This window comes from Sorangium sp. So ce394 (genome assembly GCF_051474665.1).
Taxonomy (GTDB): domain Bacteria; phylum Myxococcota_A; class Polyangia; order Polyangiales; family Polyangiaceae; genus Sorangium; species Sorangium cellulosum_D.
Genome location: NZ_CP150339.1, coordinates 6,167,363 through 6,190,904 on the forward strand (window position 1 = coordinate 6,167,363; position 23,542 = coordinate 6,190,904).

The following is a 23,542-nucleotide window of genomic DNA, read 5'->3' on the forward strand; positions in this document are numbered from 1 at the left end:
GCGACGCGCGCGGGGCCCTGCCCGCGGCGGCGGGCGCGCCGGCGACGCCGCGCGCGCCCGGTGAGCCGGCGGCTGCCGCCGCTCAGTACGACCTCGCGAACACCACGCGCCGCGGGCTGGGCTTGCCCGTGAAGATGCACGTCCCCTCGCCGGTCACCGCGTCGGCCCACGGCGCCCCTTCGAACCCGCCGGTCGGGATGCAGCGGATGGTCACCTTGTGCGCGTCCTTCACCGCCGCCTCGACCTCCGGATCGCCGGACCAGTGCGCCAGCGCGAAGCCGCCCGGCGCCTCCTTGCCCCCCTTCGACCCGAAGAACGCGTCGAAATCGGCGCGGCTGTCGATCACGTGCGTGTTCGCGTCGCGCATCGCGAGCGCGCGCGCGTAGAGCGTCGCCTGGATGTCGGCGAGGATCTCCGTGATGCGCCCCGTGAGCTCCGCGCGCGCCATGCTCGCCTTATCCTTCGGCGAGCGGTCCCTGCGCATGACCACGGCCACGCCGCCGTCGACGTCGCGCGGCCCGATCTCGATCCGCAGCGGGACGCCCTTCTTCACCCACTCCCACTGCTTCTCGCCGCCGCGGATGTCGCGCCGGTCGATCTCGACCTCGACGCGCCGCTCGCCGAAGCGCTGCGCCCGGAGCTCCTTCGCGAGCCCGTCGATGTACTCGTCGATCTTGGCGCGCGTGTCGTCGCCCCGGTACACCGGCAGGATCACGACGTGCGCAGGCGCGAGCCGCGGCGGGAGCACCAGGCCGTCGTCGTCGCTGTGGGTCATGATCAGGCCGCCGACGAGGCGCGTCGACACGCCCCAGGACGTGGTCCAGGCGTACTCCTCGGTCTCCTCCTTGGTCTGGAACTTGATGCCGCTCGCCTTGGCGAAGTTCTGGCCCAGGAAGTGGCTCGTCCCGGCCTGCAGGGCCTTGCGGTCCTGCATCATCGCCTCGATGGCGTAGGTGTCGACCGCGCCGGGGAAGCGCTCGCTCGCCGTCTTCGGGCCCTCGAGGACGGGCATGGCCATGAAGTCGCGCGCGAACGTGGCGTAGACGCCGAGCATGCGCAGCGTCTCCTCGCGCGCCTCGGCCTCGCTCGCGTGCGCGGTGTGCCCCTCCTGCCACAGGAACTCCGCCGTCCGCAGGAACAGGCGCGTCCGCAGCTCCCACCGCACGACGTTCGCCCATTGGTTGATCAGCAACGGCAGATCCCGGTAGCTCTGGACCCAGCTCGCGAACGCCGCGCCGATGATCGTCTCGGACGTGGGGCGCACGATGAGCGGCTCCTCCAGCCGGGCCTGGGGGTCGGGGATGAGCCCGCCGCCGGGGCCGGGCACGAGCCGGTGGTGGGTGACCACCGCGCACTCCTTCGCGAACCCCTCGACGTGCTCCGCCTCCTTCTCGAGGAACGACTTCGGGATGAACAGCGGGAAGTAGGCGTTCTTGTGCCCGGTCGCCTTGAACATGCTGTCGAGCTCGCGCTGGATGTTCTCCCAGATCGCGTAGCCCCACGGCTTGATGACCATGCAGCCGCGGACCGGGGAGCTCTCCGCGAGGTCGGCCGCGCGCACGACCTGCTGGTACCACTCGGGGTAATCCTCGTTGCGCGTGGGCGTGATGGCGGTCTTCGGCGCTTCGTTCTTGGCCACGGTCTCTGCTCTCCTCGATTCCTCGATGGGCGGCTTCGCGGCGGCCTTGGGCCTGGCCGCGCTCGTCCCGCAGCGGGCGGTCGGCTGGCGCCTGCCGCGCTCCGGGCTGAGCGCGCGACGTATCAGGAGCGCGGCAGGGTGTCGAGCGCAGCGGTCCTGCCCCGGGGCCGAGCGGCCTCCCCGGTCGGCGGCCCCGCGCCCGCCCCCCCGGCGGCCGCGGACCCGGCCGGCTTCGCGGCGGCGCGCGGCCGTGGTACGCGCGGGAGAACGACGTGAGATACGCCATCCTCACGCACGGCGGGGTGTCCGCGCCGCAAGACGGCGCGGACAGCTGCGCCAGGGCCGCCGACGAGGCGCTCGGCGCGCTCGACGCGGGCGGAGAGGCGCTCGCGGCGGCCATCGCGGCGACCGCGCGCCTGGAGGACGACCCGCGCTTGAACGCCGGGACGGGCTCGAACCTCCGCCTCGACGGGCGCACGATCGAGATGGACGCGGCCGCGATGGCCAGCGACGGGCGGTTCGGCGCCGTCGCGTGCGTCGAGCGGGTGAAGAACCCCGTCCTCGTCGCGGCGAAGGTGATGGAGACGCCCCACCTGATCCTCGCCGGCGCGGGCGCGACCGCGTTCGCGCGCCGGCTCGGGTTCGCCGACCACGATCCGGCCACCGAGGCGGCGCGCGAGCGGCACGGCCGCGCCCTCGCGGCGCTGCGCGGCGAGGGGGGCGACGGCGACTCCACGAACGACGCGGCGCGGTTCCACGCGCTCACGGCGAAGCGGTTCTGGAACTTCGACGCCGAGCCGATCGAGTGCGACACGGTCGGGGCCGTCGTCCGCGACGCGCACGGCCGCTTCGCCGCCGCGGCGTCGACGGGCGGGTCGACCTTCTCGCTCCGCGGCCGCGTCGGGGACGTGCCGCTGATGGGCGCGGGGATCTACGCCGGCCCGCACGGGGCGGTGGCGGCGACCGGGGTCGGCGAGGAGATCGCGCGCCGCCTCCTCGCGCGGACGGTCTACGACTGGCTCGCCGACGGCGTCGCGCCCGCCCGCGCCGCGCAGCGCGGCGTCGCGATGTTCCCGGACGTGATCGCCGTCGGCCTGCTCGTGGTGGGGCGGAGCGGCCAGGCGATCGCCTCGAACCGCACCATGCCGAGCGCGCAGCTCGTGGGCTGAGGAGCCGCAGACGACGATGCAGAGCGGAGACCCTGATGTGATCGTGGTGGGCTCGGGACCGAACGGCCTCACCGCGGCGGCGTACCTCGCCCGCGCGGGCCTGTCGGTGCTCGTGCTCGAGGCCGAGCAGGAGCCGGGCGGCGCCGTGCGCACGCGCGAGGTGACGCTCCCGGGGTTCCGCCACGACCTCGGCGCGGCGTTCTTCCCCTTCGGGCAGACGAGCCCCGCGCTGCTGCCGCTCGACCTGCCGGGGGCCGGCCTCGTCTGGCGGCACGCGCCGATCGACAGCGCCCACCCGGCGCCCGACGGGACCTGCGCCGCGATCGCGCGAGACGTCGAGGCGACGGCGAGGTCGCTCGGCGAGGACGGCCCCACGTGGCGCCGGATCGCGGGCTGGCACGCCGCCACGGTCGAGCGGCTGCTCAAGGCGCTCCTGTCCACGCCGCCCGCCCTCGGGGCGCTGCTCCGCTTCGGGCCCCTCAACCTGCTCCGCCTGGCGCAGGTGGCCCTCTCGAGCGGCCGCGGCTTCTCGACGCGCACCTTCCGGACCGAGGCGGCCCGGCGCGTGGTCCCCGGCCTCGCCCTCCACACCGACGTGGGCCCCGAGGACCCCTGCGGCGCCATCGTCGGCTTCATGCTCACCCTGCTCGCCTCGAGCGGCGGCTTCGCGGTGCCCGAGGGCGGCGCCGGCTCGGTCACGCGCGCCTTGCTCCGGCGCATCGAGGAGCGCGGCGGCAGCCTCCGCTGCGGCGCCCGGGTCGAGCAGATCATCGCCAGGCAGGGCCGGGCGGCCGCGGTCCGGCTCGCGGACGGCGAGGAGATCAGCGCCCGCCGCGCCATCGTCGCCGACGTCGCGGCGCCGACGCTCTACCTCCGCCTGCTCGCGCCCGAGCTCGTCCCCGGCCGGATCCAGCGCGCCATGCGCCGGTTCCGCCAGGGGTTCGGCACCTTCAAGATGGACTGGGCGCTCGACGGCCCGGCGCCGTGGTCCCACGAGGACGCCGCGCGCGCCGCGGTCGTGCACGCGGGCGACAGCCTCGAGGATCTCGCCGAGTTCACGCGCCAGGTGCGCGCCGGCGCGCTCCCCGAGCACCCCTACCTCGTCATCGGGCAGCAATCGCTGGTCGATCCGACCCGCGCGCCGGCCGGGCGCCACACCCTGTATGCCTACTCGCGCGTCCCCTCCTCCATCGGCGGGGGCTGGGCGGCCTCGCGCGAGCGCTTCGCCGACCGCATCGAGGCGCGGATCGAGGAGCTCGCCCCCGGGTTCCGGCAGCGGATCCTCGCGCGGAAGATCTGGGCGCCCGACGACCTCGAGGCGATGGACGCGAACCTCATCGGCGGCGATCTCGGCGGAGGCTCGGCCGACATCCGGAACCAGCTCATCTTCCGGCCGGTGTTCCCCTACTTCCGCTACCGGACGCCGGTCCGCGGCCTCTACCTGGGCTCGTCGTACGCGCACCCCGGCGCCGGGGTCCACGGCGCGTGCGGGCACAACGCGGCGCTGGCGGTGCTGGAGGACGAAGGCTGAGCCGCCGGGGCCCCGCGCGCCCGCGCGCTACTTCGATCGCGACGGCGGGCCGTCCCGGTAATCGGAGCGCTTCAGCCCGTGGCTGGTGATCTTCTCCTGGAGCGTGCGCAGCGGCATCCTGAGCCGCCGCGCCGCCATCGCCAGGTTGCCGTTCGTCGCGCGGAGGGCCTCGAGGATGATCTCGGTCTCCAGGCGGTCCATCTGCGCCTTGAGCCCGATCATCGGCCCCGTGCTGGTCGGCGCGATCTCCACGAGCGGCCGGTCCGGCGGCGGCGGCGTGGAGCGCCGGCGCGCCGCGAGGGAGTTGATGCTCTCCGGCAGGTCGAGCGGGGTGATGACGCTGCCCCGCGCGATGACGACGGCCCGCTCGATGGCGCTGCGCAGCTCGCGCACGTTGCCGGGCCAGGGGTATTGCTCCAGGAGCGCGAGCGTCTCGGGATCGATCGAGCGCACGTTGCGGCGATGCGCCTCGTTCGCCTGCCGGAGGAAGCGCTGGGCCAGCGGCCCGATGTCCTCGCGCCGCTCGCAGAGCGGCGGGATGCGCAGCGGCACCGCGTTGAGCCGGTAGAGCAGGTCCGAGCGGAACGCGCCCGCCTCGCACATCGCCTCGAGATCGCGGTACGTGGTCGCGACGATCCGCACGTCGACCTCGATCTCCCGGGTCGACCCGATCCGGGCGATGCGGCCGGTGTCGAGGAGGCGCAGCAGCGCGGCCTGGGAGGAAGGCGGGAGATCGCCCACCTCGTCGAGCACCACGGTGCCGCCCGCGCACGCCTCGAAGACGCCCTCCTGCGCCTCTGCGGCGCCCGGGAGCGCGTCGGCCTCGTGGCCGAAGAGCGTGCTCTCCAGGAGCTGCGCGGGTACGCCGCTGCACCCGACGTGGACCAGCTGCTTCTTGTGGCGCGGGCCGGCCTCGTGGATGAGCCGCGCGAGCACGTCCTTGCCGGTCCCCGTCTCGCCCTGGAGCAGCACGGGCGCCGACGAGCGCGCGAGGCGCATGGCGGTCTCGAGCACCGGCCGCATCGCGGGGCTGCGCATCACGAGCCCCTCGTCGCTGACCGCGCGCACGCCGCCCACGGGCGTCGGCCCGCCCATCAGGTTGTCGGCGCTCGGCAGGCGCCGCGGGTCCAGGGCGGCGCGGCGCGCGTCCAGCGCGTCGAGGTGGAGCACCGGCAGCTCCGCGCTCGCGATGACGCGCAGCGAGGCCGTGATCTCCCCGAGCACCACCTCGTCGCCGGGCTTCAGGATGCCCTGCTCCACGCGATGGCCGCTCAGGAAGGTGCCGTTCGTCGAGCCGAGGTCCTCGATGAGCACGTCGCCGCGCTGGAACGTGAAGCGCGCGTGGCGCCGCGACAGGCTGCGCTCGGGGATCGCGACGTCCGCGCTCGGATCGCGGCCCACGACGACCCCGACCCCCTCGTTCAGCCGCACCGTCTCGGCGCCGTGCCGGTGATAGATGATGAGCAGCACGTGCGGCTGCGTCCCGCGCTCGCGGCTCAGCTGGTTCAACGCGTCACGGACCTGCGACATGGCGATCGGATCCGTCACGCCCAGCTGCGAATCGAGCTGAGCCTCCTGCGCGTCGGGGTCTTCGGCCGGCGCCGAGGGCTGGACGGCCGAGGCCTCGGCCGGCGACGCGTCGCCGCGGTACCCCTCCTCGGACGCGCCCGGCTCGCGGACGTCCGGCGACGGTAGACTCCTCGGAGCGGCCGGACGCGAGTGATTCATGCGTTCTCTCTCATGGGTGCCAGAGCAACCCCCGGCGCCGGATGCTGGCCCGCGAGCCCTGCTCGCGATCATCCTTTATCCCATGACCATAAGCCGCAGGTAGGCCGGCGCGCAAGGCGCGAGCAGCCGATCGTCGGCGCTGGTTGCAGTTCCCCGCGCCGCTCCCCGCGGGTCCCTCGACGGCGCGGCCCCTCGGAGCACGCGCGGATCAGGTGCCGCGCCGCGCGGCTCAGGCGCCGCGCGCGACCTGCTCGCCGGGGATGGGCGTGCGCGCGGAGGGCGTGGGCGGATCCTCGGCGCGGCAGTGGGCGGCGAAGCGCGGGCACGGGGCGTCCTCGATCGGCGGGAGCTCCGCGTAGCCGCGGGGGCCGGCGATCTCGTTGAAGCAGCGGCCGAGCCAACCTGGAATCACGAGCGCGTAGGTGCGCGCGAGCCGCCTGGGATCGTCCAGGGTGCGCAGCATCGCGTGGTAGGTGACCTCGCCGTAGGTCGCCTTGAAGGCGGCCGCCTGCTCGGGCCGCGCGAGCCAGCTCATGACGCCGGCGCGATCCGCCTCCGGGTGGAACTGGACCGCCTCGACCCCCGGCGCGACCTGCAGGCCGAGGATCGCCCGGCCCTTGGAGATGCCGTCGCGGCTCTCGCGGGCGAGGAGCTGGCCCCCGAGGCCGCCGAGGCGGCGCTCGTCGAGGTTCACCGCCTCCCAGTTGCGGTGCTCGAAGGCGAAGAGGCGGTCGCCGAACGGAGACAGCAGCGGGTGCTGCTGGCCGACCGGGGTCGTGTAGATGGGCATGACGCCGAACTTGCGGTCGGCGCGCGGGACCACATCGGCCAGCCGGTAATGGTGGACGACGAGCTCGAACGAGTAGCAGATCGCGAAGAGCGCCCGCCGGTCCGCGCCCCCCTGGATCGCCGACTCGACCACGCCGTCGAGGAGGCGCGCGTAGTCGACCGTCCACGGCTCGCCCTCGCCGTCGAACGGAGAGCCGGGGCCGCCCGACGAGAGGTACAGATCACAGTCCGCGGGGATCGGTGCGTTGGTGTCCCGGGGGGACACCTCGACGACCTCGCAAGATACGCCCGGATTGTGCTTCTGGACACGTTCGAAGAAGGCTGCGGTGAGCCCGCGCAGGCAGCGCATCGCCTGATTCACGTGGCCATTGTTCATGTCCACGATGCACAGCCGTAGCGGCCTCAGCAGCCCGATCGACCGGCCGTTCTCGACGGTATCTATCCCTGCTGGCGTAGGTGGGAGCGGATTCGAGCTCATCGGAAGGTGGCAGAGTGCAAACGTAGGCCCCCGCGATTTCTACCCATATCACTCGGCAGACCTCGCGAAAAGAAAGGTTTTCTCGGTTACGCCGGTCGCACGCCGGAAGTCGCGCCGGTGTTCGCAGAGGGTCACGTGGGTTACTCGGCGGTTACGTCGAGTCGAGGGGACATCAAAAGTCCTTTCTCGGCCCCGCGTTCCTGAGGATCCTGTGTGTGATGAAAAAACGGAATGGACCGCCGCGTGATCCCCTGACCCGGCGGCATGTGCTGACGGGGCTCGGCGCGGCGCTCGGCGCCGCGACCTTCGGATGCAGCGCCACGGAGGGCGCGACGCTGCTCGAGGACGCCGGCTCGAGCTCGGGCAGCTCGGGTGGGAACGACGGAGCCGGCGGAGCGGGCGGCGGCGCTGGAGGTGCGGGCGGCGCTGGGGGAGCGGGCGGCTCGGGACAGGCGGGAGATGACGGCGCCGGCGGCGCGCCTGCGGATGGCTGCGTCGACACGGGAGGCCTGAGCCCTGCAGAGCTGCTCGCGCCGATCAGCACCATCGTCGTCCTGTGTATGGAGAACCGGTCGTTCGACCACTACCTCGGCTCGCTGCGGCTGAAGGAGGGCAGGCAGATCGACGGCCTGACAGGCAACGAGTCGAACCGGGCGCCGGACGGCGCGCTGGTCTCCCCCTTCCAGCTCGACAACTTCACGCCCGCCGACCCGCCGCACAGCTGGGACGCGGCCCACGCGCAGTGGAATCAAGGGAGGAACGACGGGTTCGTCGCCGCTCACGCGGGGCCGGATCAGCGCGACGTGATGGGCTATCACGTGCGCGAGCACCTGCCGATCCTCTACGCGCTCGCCGACGCGTCGGCGATCTGCGAGCGCTGGTTCAGCTCGGTGCTCGGCCCGACCTGGCCCAACCGGTTCTTCCTGCACGGCGCCACGTCGAGGGGCGTCTCCAGGAACGTGCCGGTCACCGGCTTTACGAGCGTCTTCGAGCTGCTGAGCGACGCGGGGATCTCGAGCAGAAACTACTACCACGACGTGCCGTGGTGCTCGGGGGCGTACTTCAAGTTCAAGGGCGTCTCCGGGATCGAGCGCTTCTTCGAGGACGCGGCCGCGGGGCTCCTCCCCGCGTTCTCCGTCATCGATCCCCAGTTCTTCGGCGCCACCGCGAACGACGATCACCCCGACCACGACGTGCAGCTCGGGCAGGTGCTCATGGCCAGCGTCTACAACGCGCTCGCGAAGAGCCCCCAGTGGGGCCGGTGCCTGCTCGTGATCACCTACGACGAGCACGGAGGCTTCTTCGACCACGTGCCGCCGCCCACGACCACCGACGACGATCCGCTGTTCTCGCAGCTCGGGTTCCGGGTGCCGTCGATCGTCGCGGGCCCGTTCGTCCGGAGGGGCTGCGCGGTGAGCACCGTGCTCGACCACGCGTCGGTCATCCGCACGCTCGAGGCGCGCTTCGAGATCCCCAGGCTGAACGCGCGCTCCGGCGGGGCGAACGACCTGTCGTGCTGCATCGACCCGGCGCTCCTCCGCGATCCCCAGGCGCCGATCGCCCTCCCCACGGTCGAGGTCTCCCTCTCGCAGCTGCGCGCGCGGACCGAGACCGGGATCTCCCAGCCGGAGCTGTGGGACGCCGCGGAGCGCGGGGTCATCCCGCGGCACCTGGACCGCCGGCGCGAGGGGCCGGACGTCGCGCGGCGGGTGCTGGCGCACGCGGAGCGGCTCGGCGCCGCGAGGCTCCGGGACTGAGCCGCCGGCCGGCCGGCGCCGAGGTCGCCCGGGGGCGGGAGGTCTGATAGAAGCGGCGCCGTGCCGCCCGACCTCGATCCGCCCGCCGCCACGCAGGCAGGGACCACGCCGGCGAGCGCCGCCGCCGCCGCGGCGGCCGGCGCGAGCCGGCCGGCCGCTGGACGCGAGGCGGCCCCCAGCGCGGCGCGATCGTCGGCGATGGTCACCGCGGGGATCATCCTCTCGCGGCTCGTCGGGCTGATCCGCCAGCGGGTGACGGCGCACTTCTTCGGCACCTCCGAGCTCGCCGACGTGATCGCGGCGGCGTTCCGCGCGGGGAACATCACCCAGAACCTCCTCGGCGAGGGGACGCTCTCCGCGACCTTCATCCCCGTCTACGCGCGCCTCCGCGCGGCGGGCGACGCGCGGCGCGCGGCGCACTTCGCGCTGTCCGCCCTCGGGCTCCTGCTCGTCGCCGCCGCGGCGGCGTCGCTCCTCGGCGTGCTCGCGGCGCCGTGGCTGTCCTTCCTGGTCGCCGCGGGCTTCGACGAGGACAAGCTCGCGAGCACGACGCGCGTCGTCCGGATCATCTTCCCGATGACCGGCCTCCTCGTGCTCTCGGCGTGGGGGCTCGGCGTCCTGAACGCGCACCGGCGGTTCTTCCTCCCCTACGCCGCGCCCGTCGCGTGGAGCGCCGCCCAGATCGCGGGGCTGCTCGCCTGCGGGGCGTGGCTCGGCATGCGCGGGGAGCCGCTCGCCGAGGCGCTCGCGTGGAGCGCGTTCGCCGGCGCCGCGCTGCAGCTCGCGCTGCTGCTCCCCGCGGCGCGCGCGCTGCTCGGCGGGCTCGCGCCGCGCCTCGACGCGCGCGACCCGAGCGTCCGTGAGGCGGCCGGGAAGCTGCCCGCCGCGCTGCTCGGCCGCGGGATCATCCAGGTCTCCGGGCTCGTCGACACGCTCCTCGTGAGCTTCCTCGGCGCCGGCGCGAACGCGGCCTTCAACTACGCGCAGACGATCTACCTCCTGCCGATGAGCATCCTCGGCACGGGGGAGGCCGCGGTGGCCCTGCCCGAGATGGCGCGCGACACGGCCGAGGCGGACGTCGCGCGGCGCAACGAGGCGCTGTCGCGCCGCCTCGGCGCCTCGCTCGCGCGGATCACGGTGCTGACCGTGCCGGCGACGGCCGTGTTCCTGGTGCTCGGGCGGGAGCTCATCACGCTGCTGCTGCAGACCGGGACGTTCGATCGGGCGTCGACGGCGCGGGTCGAGCCGCTCGTGGGCGCCTACGGGCTCGCGCTGCTCGCGAACGCCGCGGGGCGCGTGCTGATCACCGCCTCGTTCGCGCTGGGGGACACGAGGACGCCGGCGCGCTACGCGCTCTACCGCGTGCTCGTCAGCACCGCCGTCGCGCTCCTCCTGATGCGGCGGCTCGACGTGCTCGGCGTGGTGCTCGGCGCCGTGATCGCCGGGTGGGTCGAGGCGATCGCCCTCGCCCTCCGCGTGCGGCGCGAGATCGGCGGGCTCGGGCTGGATCAGATCCGGATCGGCCGCGTCGCCGCGCTCACGGCGGTCTCGGTCGGCTGCGGCGCGGCGCTCCGGGCGGCATTGCCGGAGGCGATCGCCGCCAGCCCGTGGGGCGCCGCGCTCATCCTCGCGGGGTGCGGCGGGGCCTTCGCGGTCGCGGCGCCCGCGCTCGGGCTCTTCAGCCTGAGATCGCTCCTGCGCAGGAGGTGAGCGCGCGCGGCGCCGCGCGCTCGCGGTGCCAGGCGACGTAGCGCTCGACGAACGCGCGCTGCGCGCGGCTCAGCGCGACGCGCGGCCGCTGCCGCTCGAGCAGGGCCATCGCCTCGCCGACCTCGAGGCCGCCGCGGGTGGCGAGGTAGCAGAGCGCGATCGTGACGCTCCGCCCGACGCCGCTCGCGCAGTGGACGTGGACGCGGTGGCCAGCGCCGAGGTGGCGCTCGAGGAACGCCACGCCGCGCGCGGCCTGCTCGAGCGTGGGGGCGCACATGTCCCAGCACGGGACGCGGAGGTACTCGACGCCCGCCGCGCGCAGCGCGAGCACCGGGTCGTAGAGCTCGCGCGACACGTTGATCACCGCGCGGACATCGAGGCGCCGGAGCTCGGCGACGTCGCCGGGGAGGAGGAACCCGCCGATCAGGAGGTTCGGGCTCACCCACGTGCGCCACGGGTGCCGCGGTCGGAACGACGCGGCGGCGCGGCGCAGCGCCAGGAATGCATAGAAAACCAGGGCATAAGGCGCGAGCAGGAGGAACACCAGCGCGGGGCGGAGGCGCACGCGCAACTCATGGCGTCGACGCCCGCGCGGCGCCAGCGGCCGGGCGGCGCGCCGCGCCCTGGAACTTGGCCCGGGGCGCGCAGGTCGGGCATGCGTCGGCCGATGCCGCTCGCCTCCATGCCGACGGAGCCCTCCCGGCCGGTGCTGCCGCCTCCGGACCTCGGGGCGCCGCCGCCCTGCGCGCCGCGACGCTCCGCGCGCGGCCCACGGCCGCGTCGCCTCGACGGCCTCGCGGGCCTGGTCGTCGTGCTGGCCCTGTCCGGCTGCAAGGCGAAGGCCGCGTCGGTGGAGCTATCGAAGGACGAAGCGGGCGGCGGCGAGCCCGAGGTCGTCGCGCTGCCCGCGGACGGGCCCAAGCTGGTCGCCCTGCGCGCGGGGACGCCCGTGCGCGCGCGCCCGCAGGCCGGCGCGCGCACGATCGGCGAGCTCTATCCTGGCGCCGCCGTGGTGCGTTCGTCGGAGCCGTACGGGCGCGCCGGGTGCAGCGGAGGGTGGTACGCGATCCGCCCCCGCGGCTTCGTCTGCGCGGGCGACGGCGCGACGTTGCACACCGACGCGGTCGCGGTGCTGCCGGCGCCCCCCGACCTGTCGCGGCCCCTGCCCTACCGCTACGGGCGCGCGAGGACGCAGGGCACCCCGGCGTACTCCGGGGTGCCGAGCCGCGAGGAGCTGCGGCACGCCGAGCCGGATCTCGAGCGCCACCTCGAGCGCGCGCAGCGCAGCGACGCGCAGCTCGGCGCGTCGGCCAACGACGTCCCGCTCGACGAGCGCGGCGTCGCCACCGGGCCGCCGGTGCTGCTGCCGCAGCAGCACGGCGTCGGCGAGGACGGGCGGAGGACCGAGTCGGGCTACTTCGTGTTCCCGCTCGCCGACGCGGTCGCGCCGCTCCCGCCCCTCGCCGCGCTCGGGATCGAGCTGGGCGCGAAGGACGGCGCGCCCGTCGACCTGCGCGCCGCGATGAAGACGGCGGCGCTGCGCAAGGGCAGCGGGGTCGCGATCACCCGCACCTTCACCGCGGGAGAGGCCGACGGCCGCAGGCTCGGCGTGACGCCGGACGGCCGCCTCGTCCCGACCGATCGGCTGCAGGCCGCGCTCGGCTCGCCGTGGCACGGCCTCGACGTCGAGAAGGTCGGGCTGCCCGTGGCGTTCGTGCATCGCCACGACGTCACCACGTGGTCGATCGGCCGCGGCAAGGCGACGCCCAACGACGAGGAGCTCGAGCGGCGCACGGGCGTGCCGCTCACGGGCAAGTTCAGGACGGTGGACGGCACGCGCTTCGAGGAGGCGCGCGACGGCTTCTGGCTGCGCGCGCAGGACCTCGTCGTCATCGTGCGGCGCTCGAAGCTCCCCGACTTCGCGAAAGGCTCGCAGCGCTGGCTCGACGTCAGCCTGGCCAACCAGACGCTGACGGCCTACGAGGGGCAGAAGCCGATCTACGCCACGCTGATCTCCTCGGGCCGCGATCAGCTCCGCGATCCGGAGTCGAGCGCGTCGACGGCACGCGGCACCTTCCGCGTGCGGAGCAAGCACGTGACGCGCAACATCGATCCGCGCGAGGTCGCCGACAGCTTCGACGTCGCCGACGCCCCGTGGGTGATGGACTTCGCGCCGGGCCACGCGATCACCGGCATGTACTGGGGCGCCGGGGTCGGCGAAGCGCAAGGCTTCCACGACATCGCGCTGACGCCGGTCGACGCGCGACGCATCTTCCTGTGGGCCGAGCCTGAGCTCCCCGACGGCTGGCACGCGGTGCACAGCAGCGGCGAGGAAGGAACCCTCGTCCACGTCCGACCTTGAGGAGCACGTCGCGATCGCTGGCCCCCGATTCAGGGAGACCAGCGGTCGACTGTCACCATTTCTGGTGCCGAAGGAGGGAATCGAACCCCCGACCCGGCGCGTATGAAACGCCTGCTCTAGCCAGCTGAGCTACTTCGGCAGAAGCGAGGGCGGACTAGTACCGCCCTGTCCCGACCCTGTCAAGCGATGTCTTGCGCGCTGCGACGCTGTCCACGCGCTCGGGCGACGCGCTCAGGCAGCGTTCATCGTTCATCGTTCATCGTTCGCGCGGGGAGCTTCGGCAGGACGGCGGGGTTCCTCGCCTCGAAGGGCATCGACCACCGAAAGCTCTCGCCGAGCTCGGGGGGCACCGGTGGGTATGGCGCGCCGCGCAGCACCGCGCGCCGGCAATTCTCGTCGAACTCCGGGATGCCGCTCGGCCGCGTCACCGCTGCGCTGCTCACGGTCCCGTCCGCCCGGATCACGAAGGTCACGATCACGGTCCCCTGGAGCCCCTCGCCCGCGGCCCACTTGGGGAACGCGTCGGCCCAGAGCGGGTGCAGCTTGGCCATGACCTGCCGCATGTAGAGGCTACGGCGGCGATCGAGCGGATCGTTGTCGAGCAGCCGGCCGCGCCCGGAGCCGAGCGCGCTGGAGCGCGCGCCGCTGCCCGCCACGCCGCCCGAGCCGGTCGCGCCCGGCCCCGCCGCTCCGCCCGGACCGAGCCCGCGCGCGCCGCCGGCCGAGCTCGCATGAACGAGCGACTGGATCGCCGTCGCCACCTCCTGCTCGCTGTCGACCGTGTCGTTCGGGCGCCCCGCGACGTTCGCGGGGACCGAGGGCGTGCCCGCGGCGACCATCGGCCGCGCCAGCGGGACCGCCGCGCTGTCGCGATGATCCGCGCCGGGCCGCCCGTCGCGCACGCCGAGCCCCGCGGACGAGCGCTCGCCCCCCTCCACGGCCCCGCCGATCGCGCGCGGCGTCGCTCCGAGCGACAGCGTCGCGCCGGGCGCGCCTGACGCGTCGGCCGCGCCCTCGGCGCCCGCGGGCCGCGCCGCGGCGCCGAGCGGGCCGCCCCGACGCTCGGGCGCGCCGCTGTCGCGCGCCCCGACCGACGGATCGCGCTCGGCCGCGGACCGCCGCTCGGGCCGGCTGCCGACGCGGCCGCCCGCGAGGAACGTGAGCTCCGTGGGCTCCCGGCTGGCGCGCCAGTCCTCGCGCGACGCGCGGCGCGACGACGAGCGGATGCGCTGGATCTGGCTCCTGTCGAGCCGCGAGCGGACCTCGGGCGACAGGAAGGTCGCGTCGTCCCTGTCCGCGAGGTTCAGCGCGGGCAGCGCGGCCGCGTCCGTGCCGCCGCGGCCGCGCGTGCCCGTGTCCGGCCGCGCCGCGGCTTCGCCTCCGCCGCGCGCGAGGCTCGCGGGCAGCTCGGGCGCGATCGCCGGCGCGCTGTCGAGCGTGCCGTCCGAGACCACCGGCAGCTCGATCTCGATCGGCGCGATCGGCGCGGCCGGCGCGCCGGCGGTGCGCGCGAGCGTCACCTCCCGCGTCGAGAGCGAGCCCGCGACGATCGCCGCGCCTGCCCCGACGAGCCCGGCGTGGGCAGCGACGGAGAGCGCCCACGCGGACGCGATCCGGCGGCCGTCGCGTGATCTCTGCATCGTCCTGTCACTATGCCTCGAAACGAACGCGAGGCGAGCCCGCAGGCGGCACCGCTGGAGGAGCGCGGCGCTCGTGTCCGACGTCGTGCGCGTGTCAGACGGCGGGCGCGGCGGGCGCGTCGCCCTTCGGCAGCCGCAGCCGCCGGCGGGTGTTCTCCGCGGTGCGCGCGGCGAGCGCCTCGAACGGCTCGCCCCGGAGCTCCGCGACGAAGCGGGCCGTGTGCAGCACGTGCCCCGGCTCGCACCGCTTCCCGCGGAACGGCACGGGCGCGAGGTAGGGGCTGTCGGTCTCGACCAGGATCCGGTCCCCGGGCGCCCACGCGGCGACCTCCTGGATCGCGCGCGCGCTCTTGAAGGTGACGATGCCCGAGAACGAGAGATCGAAGTCGAGCGCGAGCGCCCTCTCGGCGAACGCGCGATCCTCGGAGAAGCAGTGGATGATGCCGCCCACGTCGCTCGCGCCTGCGCGCTCCAGGATGGCGAGCGTGTCCTCCGGCGCCTCGCGCGTGTGGATGACGATCGGCTTCCGCACCCGCCGCGCGAGGGCGACGAGGTCGGCGAAGACGCGCTGCTGTGTGTCCTTCGGCGAGTGCATGTAGTGGTAGTCGAGGCCGATCTCGCCGACGGCCACGACCTCGGGGCGGCGCGCCAGCGCCTCGAGCTCCGCGAGCATCCTGTCATCCAGGGCGGAGGCGTCGTGCGGGTGGACGCCGACCGCGGCGTGCACGTCGGCGCGCCGCGCCGCCAGCTCCGCGGCGAAGCGCGCCGCGGACAGATCCGCGTCGACGCCGACGACCACGAACGCGTCGACGCCGGCGGCGCGCGCGCGGTCGAGGACAGCGTCCGCGCCCTCGCGGAAATGGTGCGGGTCGACGTGGCAGTGCGAGTCGATGAGCATGCTTCGGCTCAGGTGACGAGCTCCGCGAAGCGCGCGCGGAGCAGCGCGCTCGCGGCGTCGAGCGCGCAGCGATCGCAGTAGCCCATCACGTGCAGCCGCTCCAACGCGCGCGTCGCGTTCCTGCGCTCCTCCTCGCGCAGCTCGCCCCATCCCTTCTCGGACTTGCCGTCGCCCTGCGCGTCGCGGAGGAGCGCGACGAGGTCGCGCACGAGCAGCGCCACGCCCTTGCGCCGCTCCGTGAACACCGCCTCCCGCAGCTTGCGGATCTGCTGCGGAAACACGACCGCGTTCACGATCTTCTGGCCCGGGTGGTCGATGGCCCACGCGGCGATCGCCGAGATCAGGCCGCGCCGGTGGTCGTCGTGCTTCGTGCGGACGCCGAGCAGCGCCTCCACCTCGCGCATCATGCGCTCGTCCGGGTTCTCGAAGTCGCCCGTGTGCGGGTTCCGGATCTTCTCGCCCTTCACCCAGACGCCGACGTGGGAGATGTACCGATCGAACAGCTCGGCGTAGCGGGTCTCGTCGACGAGGCCGCTGGCCGATCGCATCTCCTCCTCGATCGTGTCGAGCAGGCGCGTGCGCACGACCTCGCGGAAGAGCCGGTGGTCGTGGTAGCCGCCCGCGAGCTGCTTCTCCTTGAGCCAGTCGTACTCCGCCTGCCGCTTGCAGAGCGCGTCGAGCTCCGAGAGCACGGCGAACGGCGAGAGGCACGCGTGGTCCGGGCTCTGCGCCGCGTCGAGCAGGAGCGTCCGCACCTCGCGCGGCGAGACGCCGAGCCGCCCCTCGAAGTCCACCGACGCGTCGCTCTCGTGATAGATGGCCTCAATGCCGGCGCGCAGCACCTTCTGCGCCTCGGCGTCGAACCGCTCCGGCGCCGTGCCCGTCGCGAACAGCTCCATCTTCTCGACCGCGGTGAGGCTCGACACGAGCGGCGCGAGCGCGTCGGGGTACCGCTTCGCCTCCGGCTGGCGCATGCGGGTGAGCACGGCGAACTGCGCGGCGACGCGTGTCGCGTGCGGGGCGACGTGGCGGGTCACGAACGGGACGATCTGCCCGTCATAGATCGTCTGCTCGTCGAGGTAGCTCCGGAGATAGGGCGCGCGCAGGAGCTCGAAGCGCCCGCGGAAGCTCGGGAACTCCGGGTGCTCCCGGAACGCGTTGAGGTGCACGTCGTTGGCGCTGCCGATCATGACGACGTTCGTCTGCAACGTCTGCTGCGGCAGGCTGACCTCGCCGGTCTCCAGCGTGAGCTGGAGGTAGCGGAAGGCGTCGAGCGGGCGCTTCAGGAGATCGCTGAACTCGAGCACGCCGCCAGCGGCCTCGATGAGCTCGCCGTGCGCCTCGAAGAGCGTCGTCGCCTGGAGGGAGGTCGGCAGCGAGGCGAGCGAGCGATCCGCCGTGATCTGCCGCTCGCCGGCGTCGACCGAGAGCTCCGGGCCGATCGTGACGGCGCCGACGCGGTAGCGGCGCGAGATGAAGTACCGCTCGACCTGGACGTGCCGCAGCGTCTCGGCGAGCGAGCCGTTGCTCGCCACGAGGAGCGCCTCGAAGACCTGCTGGTTCTTGTGGGACAGCTTGCCGCTCATCAGCCACTCGGGCGGCGGCTCCGTCGCGCCGGCGTCCTCGTAGAGCTTCAGGATGAGCGCGCGCCGCTCGCGCACCGGGAGCAGGAACAGCGGGTGGTCCCGGAGCTCGATCACGAGCCGCGCGTCGATCTGATCGTCCTCGAGGTGGGCGTAGCTCGCGCCGTCCGCGGCGCTCGCCTTCACGTCGCCGCCGAAGCCGATCGAGCCGCGCGTCGTCTTGCGGCTCGGGAAGACCCAGTGGAAGCGGTACAGCGCGCCCTCGTCGAGGGTCGAGTAGTGCTCCAGCGCCCGCAGGATGCAGGCGGCGAGCGTGCTCTTCGCCGAGCCGTTCGGCCCGTGCATCAGGACGAGCCGGTTGGCCCTGCCCTCGCGCACGAAGTTGCAGAGCACCCGGTAGACCTCGGCCTGGAGCTCCTCGTGGCCGATCAGCGCGAAATCCCGCCCGTGATACGCGGCCGACGGCGTCGCGCCCTGCTGCGCCGCCTCGGCCGCAGGGAGCTCCCACGGAAGATCGAACAGCTGGAAGCGGGTCAGCTCCCCCCAGGGCTTCTTGATCGTCCGCGTGCCGAAATGGTCGAACATGTCGCGGACGTAGCGAGCCGCGTCGCGACCGAAGCGGACCGGGTTCGAGGCGAACAGCTCCAGGTACTGCTGGAAGGAGAGGACCCGCTGCTCTTCGTTGAAGCGCCGGGCCATCGATGTGGCGATGGCGTCGAGCTCGGAGAGGGCCTTTCGAGCCCGCTCCGCCGCACTGCCTTGAACTGTCTGGCTGGGGCCGACCGCGCTGGGCTGGCCCCCCCGGCTACCGGAGGTGTCGTTATTCACGTGAGGCCGAGTTTACCGTTGTGCCTACTGCACGTCGATGACCGCCTCGAGCTCCTGCTTCTGCATCAGGCAGTTCGCGGCGCTACAGATGCTGAAGGAGAGCACGCCCGCCACCTTGGCCTTGCCCTTCTTGGCCGCGACGAACGGGACCTTGAGGACGCCCTTGTTCTCCTCGAACGCGCCGTCTTCTCGCTTGAGCAAGGGCTTCGGGTAGGTGACGCCCTCGGCGGCCGGCTCAGTGACCTTGAACTTGATGGGGTATTTGTCGTTGATGTGGTAGTCGCCCTTCGACAGGAGCGAGACCTCGACGGCCCCCTCCTGGCCGGCCTTGTACGTCCCCGTCGGCTTCATCTCGAGGGTGTAGACCGCATCCTCGACCTTCGATTTTCCGCCCTGGGGTGACGCCGCAGGCACATCCGCGACGCTGCGGGAGGTCGCCGCTTCGCTCTGGCTACACCCCGAGCCGACGACGGTGAGCCCGGAGAGAGCGATCAGGCACATCGCGGCGGGGAGAGGCTTGCGGGTCCGAGTTGAAGGATGAGTGCTCATGGTCAACACAAATAACACAGCGGCGGCTTCCGCGCGAACACGGGGCCCCGGGCGCCCGTGAGGACGGGCGCAGGCGCCGCGACGGCCTCACGCGCCGCGGCGCCTGACGGGCGCGCGGTCGGGCGCGTCTCCAGCCGCGTTTCAGCGCGAGATCAGCAGGGCGACGAGCGCACAGAGCAGCACGGCCGCGCTGGCCACCGCGGGGACGACCCACCGCGGCATGCGCTGGGGCACCCCCATGACGATATCCTCGGCGAACGCGTCGGCGGCGCCCGTCGACGGCGCGGCGACCGCGGCGGCGCCGGGCGCTCGCTCGGCGCCGGCGGCGGCCGCGCCGACGAGCGAGCGCCCGTCGCCGCCGCCACCGGCGGCGCCTTGCTGGTGGCGGGCCAGCACGGCCGGCATCGCGGCGCGGATCCGGGCCGCGAGCTCCTTCTGCGGCATGTACGCCCAGTCGCGGTGAGACCCCGCGAGGCCGTACGCCTGACCGACGCGATCGGCCAGCAGACCGACCGACGGGAGGCGCGCCTCCGGGCTCTTCATGAACGCCGCCTCCATCACCGGATCGAGCGACGCGGGCACCCCGTACGCCTTGCCCGCCTCGCTCGGGGGCACCGGGTTGCTGCCCATGATGGCGACGAGGATCATCGGGCCGGTCGGCGCGTGGAACGGGACCCGCCCCGTGACGCACTCGAACACGATCGCCGCGACCGACCAGACGTCGGCGCGGTGGTCGAGCGCGAGCAGCCCCTGCGCCTGCTCGGGCGACATGTAGAAGGGCGAGCCGATCGTCGTGCCGACGACGGTCAGCTTCTTCGCGCCCTCGCTGTTGTCGCGCACGCTGCCGAAGTCGAGGATCTTCACCCGGTCGCCGTCGTGCGTGCCGACGAGGAAGATGTTGTCCGGCTTGAGATCGCGGTGCACGACCTTGCGCTCGTGGGCCTCCACGAGGCCCAGCGCCACCTGCGACAGCATCCGCACGAGGCGCTCCGGGGGCAGCACCTTGTCGCGCTTCAGGACCGTCCGCAGCTCCTCGCCCTCGAGGTACTCCATCACGAGCGCGAAGCTGTCGTCCTCGGTCTTCTCGAAGGCGACCACCTCGACGATGTGCTCGTGGGGCAGCGACGCGCTGACCTCGAACTCGCGGTGGAAGCGCTCGACGCTCACCTCGTCGAGCGCGACCTCGGGGTGGAGGATCTTCAGGGCGACGCTGCGGCCAGCCCGGAGATCGAGCGCCTGGTAGACGCGCCCCATGCCCCCGTCCGCGACGATGCGCCAGACCTGATAGCGCCCGCCGCAGAGCGTCGCGCCGACGCGCCGGTCGTCCGGGTGCCGCGGCGGCGAGGCCTGCGCGACCGGGATGAGGCGCTGCCCGTCGATCGGGCAGAAGCCGCTGTCCTGAGAGAAGAGCCTGAAGCAGGCGGAGCAGGTCTTCAAGCCGCCCCCGGGGTCAGGCGCGGGAGGGGTCCGCGGCAGGCGAGCTGCCCGGCGCGGGCTCTGGCGGCATGTAGTAGAGGATCCGGTTGCAGTTCGGGCACCGCTCGAACTCCTCCTGGCGGCGCATCTTCTGGAACATCATCGGCGGCACGGACAGGTGGCAGCCGAGGCACGTGCCGTCGTACGTGCGGGCGATCGCGACGGGCCTGCGCGTGCGGATCGACTCGTAGCGACGGTACAGGACGACCGGCAGCTTGCTGACGACCTGCTGGCGCGCCTCGGCCCGCAGGGCGCGCTCGGCCTCGAGCGCCGCGAGCGACGCCTGCGTCCCCGGCGCGCTGCCGTCGATCGCCCCCGCGAGCTCGACGCGCTTCGCCTCGGCCTGCTCGATCGCCCCGCGCGCGCCCTCGGAGGCGGTGTTCAGGCGCTCGATCTCTTCCTCGCGATCGCGGTGCAGCTTGCGCAGCTCCTCGATCTCGCGCTGCGCCGCGTTCGACTCGCGCTCGTTGCGGGAGCGCTGCAGCTTCTCCCGCGATCGCTCGATCTGGGTCGACATCTGGCGGAGCTCGACGACGAGCTCGGAGCGCGTCTTCTCCATGGCCGCCAGGGTCTCCCGATCGGCCTTCAGCCGCTCCTCTAGCCGCTTCAGCTCGGACCGCATCCCTTCCAGGCTGCCGCGCTGCTTGTCGAGCTGCTCATCGATGCGGCGGATATCGCTGTCGATGGCCGACAGCTCTTCGAGGAATGCGATCTGCTCGCGGATGCTCACGTGCTTCCTTGTCTCCTTCTGTTTCGTGGCTTTCGTGGGCCCACCTGGACTCGAACCAGGAACAGCCCGGTTATGAGCCGGGGGCTCTGACCGATTGAGCTATAGGCCCTGGTGCATGAGCGAAGCCCCTTCGGGTCCGCCCACTTTCGCACCGGCCGACAACGTAGTCCAAGCGGCGCGCAGTTGGAAGGGGAGCGCTTCGGCCGCCCAGGTTCACGGCGGCTCCGCGGCGGTCCGGGGCGGCTCGGCCGCGCGAGAGCGCCGGCTGCAGACGGTGCTCGCCCCGCAGCGGACGGCGCTCGCCGCGCAGGCGGACGGCGCTCGCCGCGCAGGCGGACGGCGCTCGCCGCGCAGGCGGACGGCGCTCGCCGCGCAGGCGGACGGCGCTCGCCCCGCGGCGGCGGCGGGCCTTCGCGGGCGGCGCCGCGCCGGCGGCGAGGGTCCGCTCGGGCAGCGATCGCTCACGGACCCTGCCGCCCGGCCGGATCGGCCATCGGGCTGCGGTGCGGGATGCGGGCCGTCTTCGCGGCGGGGGACACGGCCTTGCCCCCGTCGAGCGCGTCGGCGCAGCAGCGGAACCCGACCTGATAGAAGCGGAACCACCGGTTGTGCGTCGAGGTCACCGGGCGGCAGCGCGAGCGGATCGGCCCCCAGTACCCGCCCTTCAGCGTCGATCGAAACGGCTGCTCGTCCAGGTGGCCGAGCTCGTTGTTGACCCACTCGTCGACGTTGCCGGTCATGTCGCGCACGCCGAAGGGGCTCACGCACCGGTGCATCTCCCCGGACGCGACCCGGCGGTCGAGCCGCTCGACCTCCGCCGAGATCTTCCAGGGGTCGCCGAACACCTCGAGCACGGGCATCGCGATCTTCCTGTCGATGTTGCATGCCTCGGGATCGCGAGCAATTCCATAGGGATAGGGCCACATCTGCGGGCCCTCGCACGCGAACTCCCACTCCTCGCCGGAGCAGAGCCGCTTGCCCTCGACCTCGCAGGCGCGCTTCGCCTCGAGCCAGTTGACCATCACCGCCGGGCGGACGCCCTCGATGTTCGGGTACTCGAAGACGTCGATGCAGAAGCGCCGGTGCTGGAGGCGCCCCTCGCAGAGGACCTCGGGCTCGAACCGCGCGCAGATGTCCTTTTTCTCGTCGATGTAGGAGGCGCAGTGGTGGCCGACGTAGGGGCAGTAGATGCCGTCCACGAGCACCATCCCGCCGAGGCAGGCCGTGGCGCTCGCCGGGTTGACGCGCACGTACGCGGGCAGCGGCGGGGGCGGAGGGGGCGCGAGCGCCGGCGCGGGCGGCGCGGGCTCCGGCGGCGGGACGCTCGCCGGCGGCGCCGCGCTCGACAGGTCGAGCGGCTCCGGCCGCCGCTGGAAGCGCGGGGCGAAGAGGAGCGCGCTCACCAGGGCGGCGACGGCGAGGGCGGCGATGAAGGCGAGGCGCTCGCGCATGTCAGTCGTACACGCCGTCCTTCTCGCGGTCGCGCTCGATGAACGGCCGCGGCGGCGGCGTGACGACGCCGTCGACCGTGTCCGCGCAGCAGCGGAAGCCGGCCTGGTAGAACCTGAAGGTCGGCCCGTGCCCCCCCGTCGTGAGGCGGCAGGTGTTCCGCACCGGACCCCAGTAGCCGCCGTTGAGCGTGGCCGGGCGCGACGTGCCCGGATCGTCGGCCAGGTTGTCGGTCCACTCGTCGACGTTGCCGGCGAGATCGTACGCCCCGTAGGCGCTGATGCAGTTCGGGTGCGATCCGATCGGATCGGCCTGCCACAGCCGGGCGATCTCGCCCTCGCGGGTCTCCTCGTCGACCATCGCGTCGATGTCGAACGCGATCGCCGCGCGATCGATGTTGCAGGGGCTCGGCGTGCGCACGAATCCCCAAGGATAAGGCAGGCGCTTCGGTCCTTCGCAAGCGAGGATCCACTCGGAGCGCCGGCAGAGCCGCTTGCCGATCGAGGCGCAGAGCGACCGCGCCTCGTGCCAGTCGACGTAGACGCGCGGCAGCTCGCCGACCCGGTTCGGCCACTCGTGGCGGTCGATGCAGAAGCGCCGGGGGTCCACGGCCGCCCGGCAGCGCGCGCCGCGCGCGTACTCGGCGCAGCCGTGGCCGATCCCGTCGCCGGCGCGGGCGCAGACATACGGGAGGGACGGGCAGAAATCGCCCTCCACGAGGGTCATGTCGGCCGGACACGCGGCGCGCGCCGCCGGATCGTCCGCGAAGCGGTCGACCGGCGGGGCCGCGGAGGCCGGCGCGCCCCGGGGGATCGGCGCCGGCCCGGGGGGCGAGCCTTCCTCGGACGCCGTCGGCTCCCCCGGGCGAGCGGGCGCGCCGGGCGCGCTGGACGCCGACGGCGGGGAGGCCGGCGCGGCGGCGTCCGCGGAGCGCGGCGCGGCGGGCAGGGCCGCGGAGCGCCCGGGCGGAGCGGGCGGCATGAGCAGCAGCGCGTCGAGCTCGGGGGCGTACCGCGCGAGGAGCGCGACCGCGCCGAGCGCAGCGCCGGCGCCGACCGCCATCAGGATGCTCCTAGGTTGCGCTTCCACGTGACCCCGCGCGCCCCCTCATAGTCCAGCTCGCGGCGCAGCGACGTGAGAAGAATTGCAGGACCTCCGGAACACCATGTCCGGCGCGACGCGTCTCGACGCGCTGCGCGCCGGAAGAACGGGAAGACGCGCCGCGC

17 protein-coding genes and 2 tRNA genes are annotated in these 23,542 nt (G+C 73.7%); 5 read left to right on the top strand and 14 right to left on the bottom strand.

What is annotated here, in order from left to right; all coding sequences use genetic code 11:
• Positions 1–82: 82 nt before the first annotated feature.
• Complete coding sequence (gene proS / locus WMF33_RS22565) at positions 83–1,639, bottom strand: proline--tRNA ligase (protein WP_437321381.1); 1,557 nt, start codon at positions 1,637–1,639, stop codon at positions 83–85.
• A 272-nt stretch (positions 1,640–1,911) separates the two neighbouring features.
• Here proS and WMF33_RS22570 point away from each other — a divergent pair, with 272 nt between their 5' ends.
• A complete protein-coding gene (locus tag WMF33_RS22570; RefSeq protein ID WP_437339064.1) occupies positions 1,912–2,808 on the top strand; it encodes an isoaspartyl peptidase/L-asparaginase in 897 nt (298 codons plus the stop codon).
• Positions 2,809–2,824: 16 nt separating this feature from the next.
• Positions 2,825–4,339: a phytoene desaturase family protein gene (locus WMF33_RS22575; RefSeq protein ID WP_437339065.1), complete on the top strand. Its 1,515-nt coding sequence runs from the start codon at positions 2,825–2,827 to the stop codon at positions 4,337–4,339.
• Positions 4,340–4,366: 27 nt separating this feature from the next.
• On the opposite strand, the gene WMF33_RS22580 is transcribed toward WMF33_RS22575, so the two are convergent.
• Both WMF33_RS22580 and WMF33_RS22585 read right to left on the bottom strand, forming a co-directional pair.
• Complete coding sequence (locus WMF33_RS22580) at positions 4,367–6,067, bottom strand: sigma 54-interacting transcriptional regulator (protein ID WP_437339066.1); 1,701 nt, start codon at positions 6,065–6,067, stop codon at positions 4,367–4,369.
• A gap of 229 nt (positions 6,068–6,296) precedes the next feature.
• Positions 6,297–7,232, bottom strand: a complete 936-nt coding sequence (locus WMF33_RS22585; protein ID WP_437339508.1) for a hypothetical protein — start codon at positions 7,230–7,232, stop codon at positions 6,297–6,299.
• A 320-nt stretch (positions 7,233–7,552) separates the two neighbouring features.
• Here WMF33_RS22585 and WMF33_RS22590 point away from each other — a divergent pair, with 320 nt between their 5' ends.
• Together WMF33_RS22590 and murJ are read left to right on the top strand one after the other, a co-directional pair.
• The gene (locus WMF33_RS22590; protein WP_437339067.1) at positions 7,553–9,091 is read left to right on the top strand and encodes an alkaline phosphatase family protein; all 1,539 of its coding nucleotides are present in this window, start codon (positions 7,553–7,555) and stop codon (positions 9,089–9,091) included.
• 60 nt (positions 9,092–9,151) lie between these two features.
• Positions 9,152–10,801 carry a murein biosynthesis integral membrane protein MurJ gene (gene murJ / locus WMF33_RS22595; RefSeq protein WP_437339068.1) on the top strand — a complete coding sequence of 550 codons (1,650 nt, stop codon included), beginning with the start codon at positions 9,152–9,154 and terminating at the stop codon, positions 10,799–10,801.
• Here the strand turns inward: murJ and WMF33_RS22600 are convergent.
• Positions 10,770–11,366: a protein-tyrosine phosphatase family protein gene (locus tag WMF33_RS22600; protein WP_437339069.1), complete on the bottom strand. Its 597-nt coding sequence runs from the start codon at positions 11,364–11,366 to the stop codon at positions 10,770–10,772. The genes murJ and WMF33_RS22600 overlap by 32 nt on opposite strands.
• Positions 11,367–11,483: 117 nt before the next feature.
• On the opposite strand from WMF33_RS22600, the gene WMF33_RS22605 reads away from it, so the two are divergent.
• Positions 11,484–13,163 carry a L,D-transpeptidase gene (locus tag WMF33_RS22605; RefSeq protein ID WP_437339070.1) on the top strand — a complete coding sequence of 560 codons (1,680 nt, stop codon included), beginning with the start codon at positions 11,484–11,486 and terminating at the stop codon, positions 13,161–13,163.
• A 62-nt stretch (positions 13,164–13,225) separates the two neighbouring features.
• On the opposite strand, the gene WMF33_RS22610 is transcribed toward WMF33_RS22605, so the two are convergent.
• The 10 genes from WMF33_RS22610 to WMF33_RS22655 form a co-directional block, all read right to left on the bottom strand.
• Positions 13,226–13,302 (bottom strand) — tRNA-Met (locus tag WMF33_RS22610).
• Between the two features lie 103 nt (positions 13,303–13,405).
• Entirely contained in the window at positions 13,406–14,803 is a 1,398-nt protein-coding gene (locus WMF33_RS22615) for an energy transducer TonB (protein ID WP_437339071.1), read from the bottom strand.
• Positions 14,804–14,897: 94 nt separating this feature from the next.
• Positions 14,898–15,701 carry a TatD family hydrolase gene (locus WMF33_RS22620; RefSeq protein ID WP_020736471.1) on the bottom strand — a complete coding sequence of 268 codons (804 nt, stop codon included), beginning with the start codon at positions 15,699–15,701 and terminating at the stop codon, positions 14,898–14,900.
• Between the two features lie 8 nt (positions 15,702–15,709).
• Positions 15,710–17,983, bottom strand: a complete 2,274-nt coding sequence (locus WMF33_RS22625; RefSeq protein ID WP_437339072.1) for a PrkA family serine protein kinase — start codon at positions 17,981–17,983, stop codon at positions 15,710–15,712.
• Between the two features lie 153 nt (positions 17,984–18,136).
• The gene (locus tag WMF33_RS22630) at positions 18,137–18,613 is read right to left on the bottom strand and encodes a hypothetical protein (RefSeq protein WP_061628376.1); all 477 of its coding nucleotides are present in this window, start codon (positions 18,611–18,613) and stop codon (positions 18,137–18,139) included.
• A 189-nt stretch (positions 18,614–18,802) separates the two neighbouring features.
• Entirely contained in the window at positions 18,803–20,098 is a 1,296-nt protein-coding gene (locus WMF33_RS22635; RefSeq protein WP_437339073.1) for a serine/threonine-protein kinase, read from the bottom strand.
• 13 nt (positions 20,099–20,111) lie between these two features.
• Positions 20,112–20,867 (bottom strand): zinc ribbon domain-containing protein, encoded by a 756-nt coding sequence (locus WMF33_RS22640; protein WP_437339074.1) that lies wholly within the window; start codon positions 20,865–20,867, stop codon positions 20,112–20,114.
• A 35-nt stretch (positions 20,868–20,902) separates the two neighbouring features.
• A tRNA-Ile gene (locus tag WMF33_RS22645) sits at positions 20,903–20,976 on the bottom strand.
• A gap of 352 nt (positions 20,977–21,328) precedes the next feature.
• On the bottom strand, positions 21,329–22,318 hold the full coding sequence (locus WMF33_RS22650; RefSeq protein WP_049949585.1) for a formylglycine-generating enzyme family protein: 990 nt from the start codon (positions 22,316–22,318) through the stop codon (positions 21,329–21,331).
• A 1-nt stretch (position 22,319) separates the two neighbouring features.
• Positions 22,320–23,378: a formylglycine-generating enzyme family protein gene (locus WMF33_RS22655; RefSeq protein WP_437339075.1), complete on the bottom strand. Its 1,059-nt coding sequence runs from the start codon at positions 23,376–23,378 to the stop codon at positions 22,320–22,322.
• Positions 23,379–23,542: the final 164 nt, after the last annotated feature.

Bases quoted from the DNA above. Each gene is read 5' to 3' on its own strand.
- WMF33_RS22575 (WP_437339065.1), top strand. From the start codon at position 2,825: ATGCAGAGCGGAGACCCTGATGTGATCGTGGTGGGCTCGGGACCGAAC.
- WMF33_RS22580 (WP_437339066.1), bottom strand. From the start codon at position 6,067: ATGAATCACTCGCGTCCGGCCGCTCCGAGGAGTCTACCGTCGCCGGAC.
- WMF33_RS22585 (WP_437339508.1), bottom strand. From the start codon at position 7,232: ATGAACAATGGCCACGTGAATCAGGCGATGCGCTGCCTGCGCGGGCTC.
- WMF33_RS22590 (WP_437339067.1), top strand. From the start codon at position 7,553: ATGAAAAAACGGAATGGACCGCCGCGTGATCCCCTGACCCGGCGGCAT.
- WMF33_RS22605 (WP_437339070.1), top strand. From the start codon at position 11,484: ATGCCGACGGAGCCCTCCCGGCCGGTGCTGCCGCCTCCGGACCTCGGG.
- WMF33_RS22615 (WP_437339071.1), bottom strand. From the start codon at position 14,803: ATGCAGAGATCACGCGACGGCCGCCGGATCGCGTCCGCGTGGGCGCTC.
- WMF33_RS22620 (WP_020736471.1), bottom strand. From the start codon at position 15,701: ATGCTCATCGACTCGCACTGCCACGTCGACCCGCACCATTTCCGCGAG.
- WMF33_RS22625 (WP_437339072.1), bottom strand. From the start codon at position 17,983: ATGGCCCGGCGCTTCAACGAAGAGCAGCGGGTCCTCTCCTTCCAGCAG.
- WMF33_RS22630 (WP_061628376.1), bottom strand. From the start codon at position 18,613: ATGTGCCTGATCGCTCTCTCCGGGCTCACCGTCGTCGGCTCGGGGTGT.
- WMF33_RS22650 (WP_049949585.1), bottom strand. From the start codon at position 22,318: ATGCGCGAGCGCCTCGCCTTCATCGCCGCCCTCGCCGTCGCCGCCCTG.
- WMF33_RS22655 (WP_437339075.1), bottom strand. From the start codon at position 23,378: ATGGCGGTCGGCGCCGGCGCTGCGCTCGGCGCGGTCGCGCTCCTCGCG.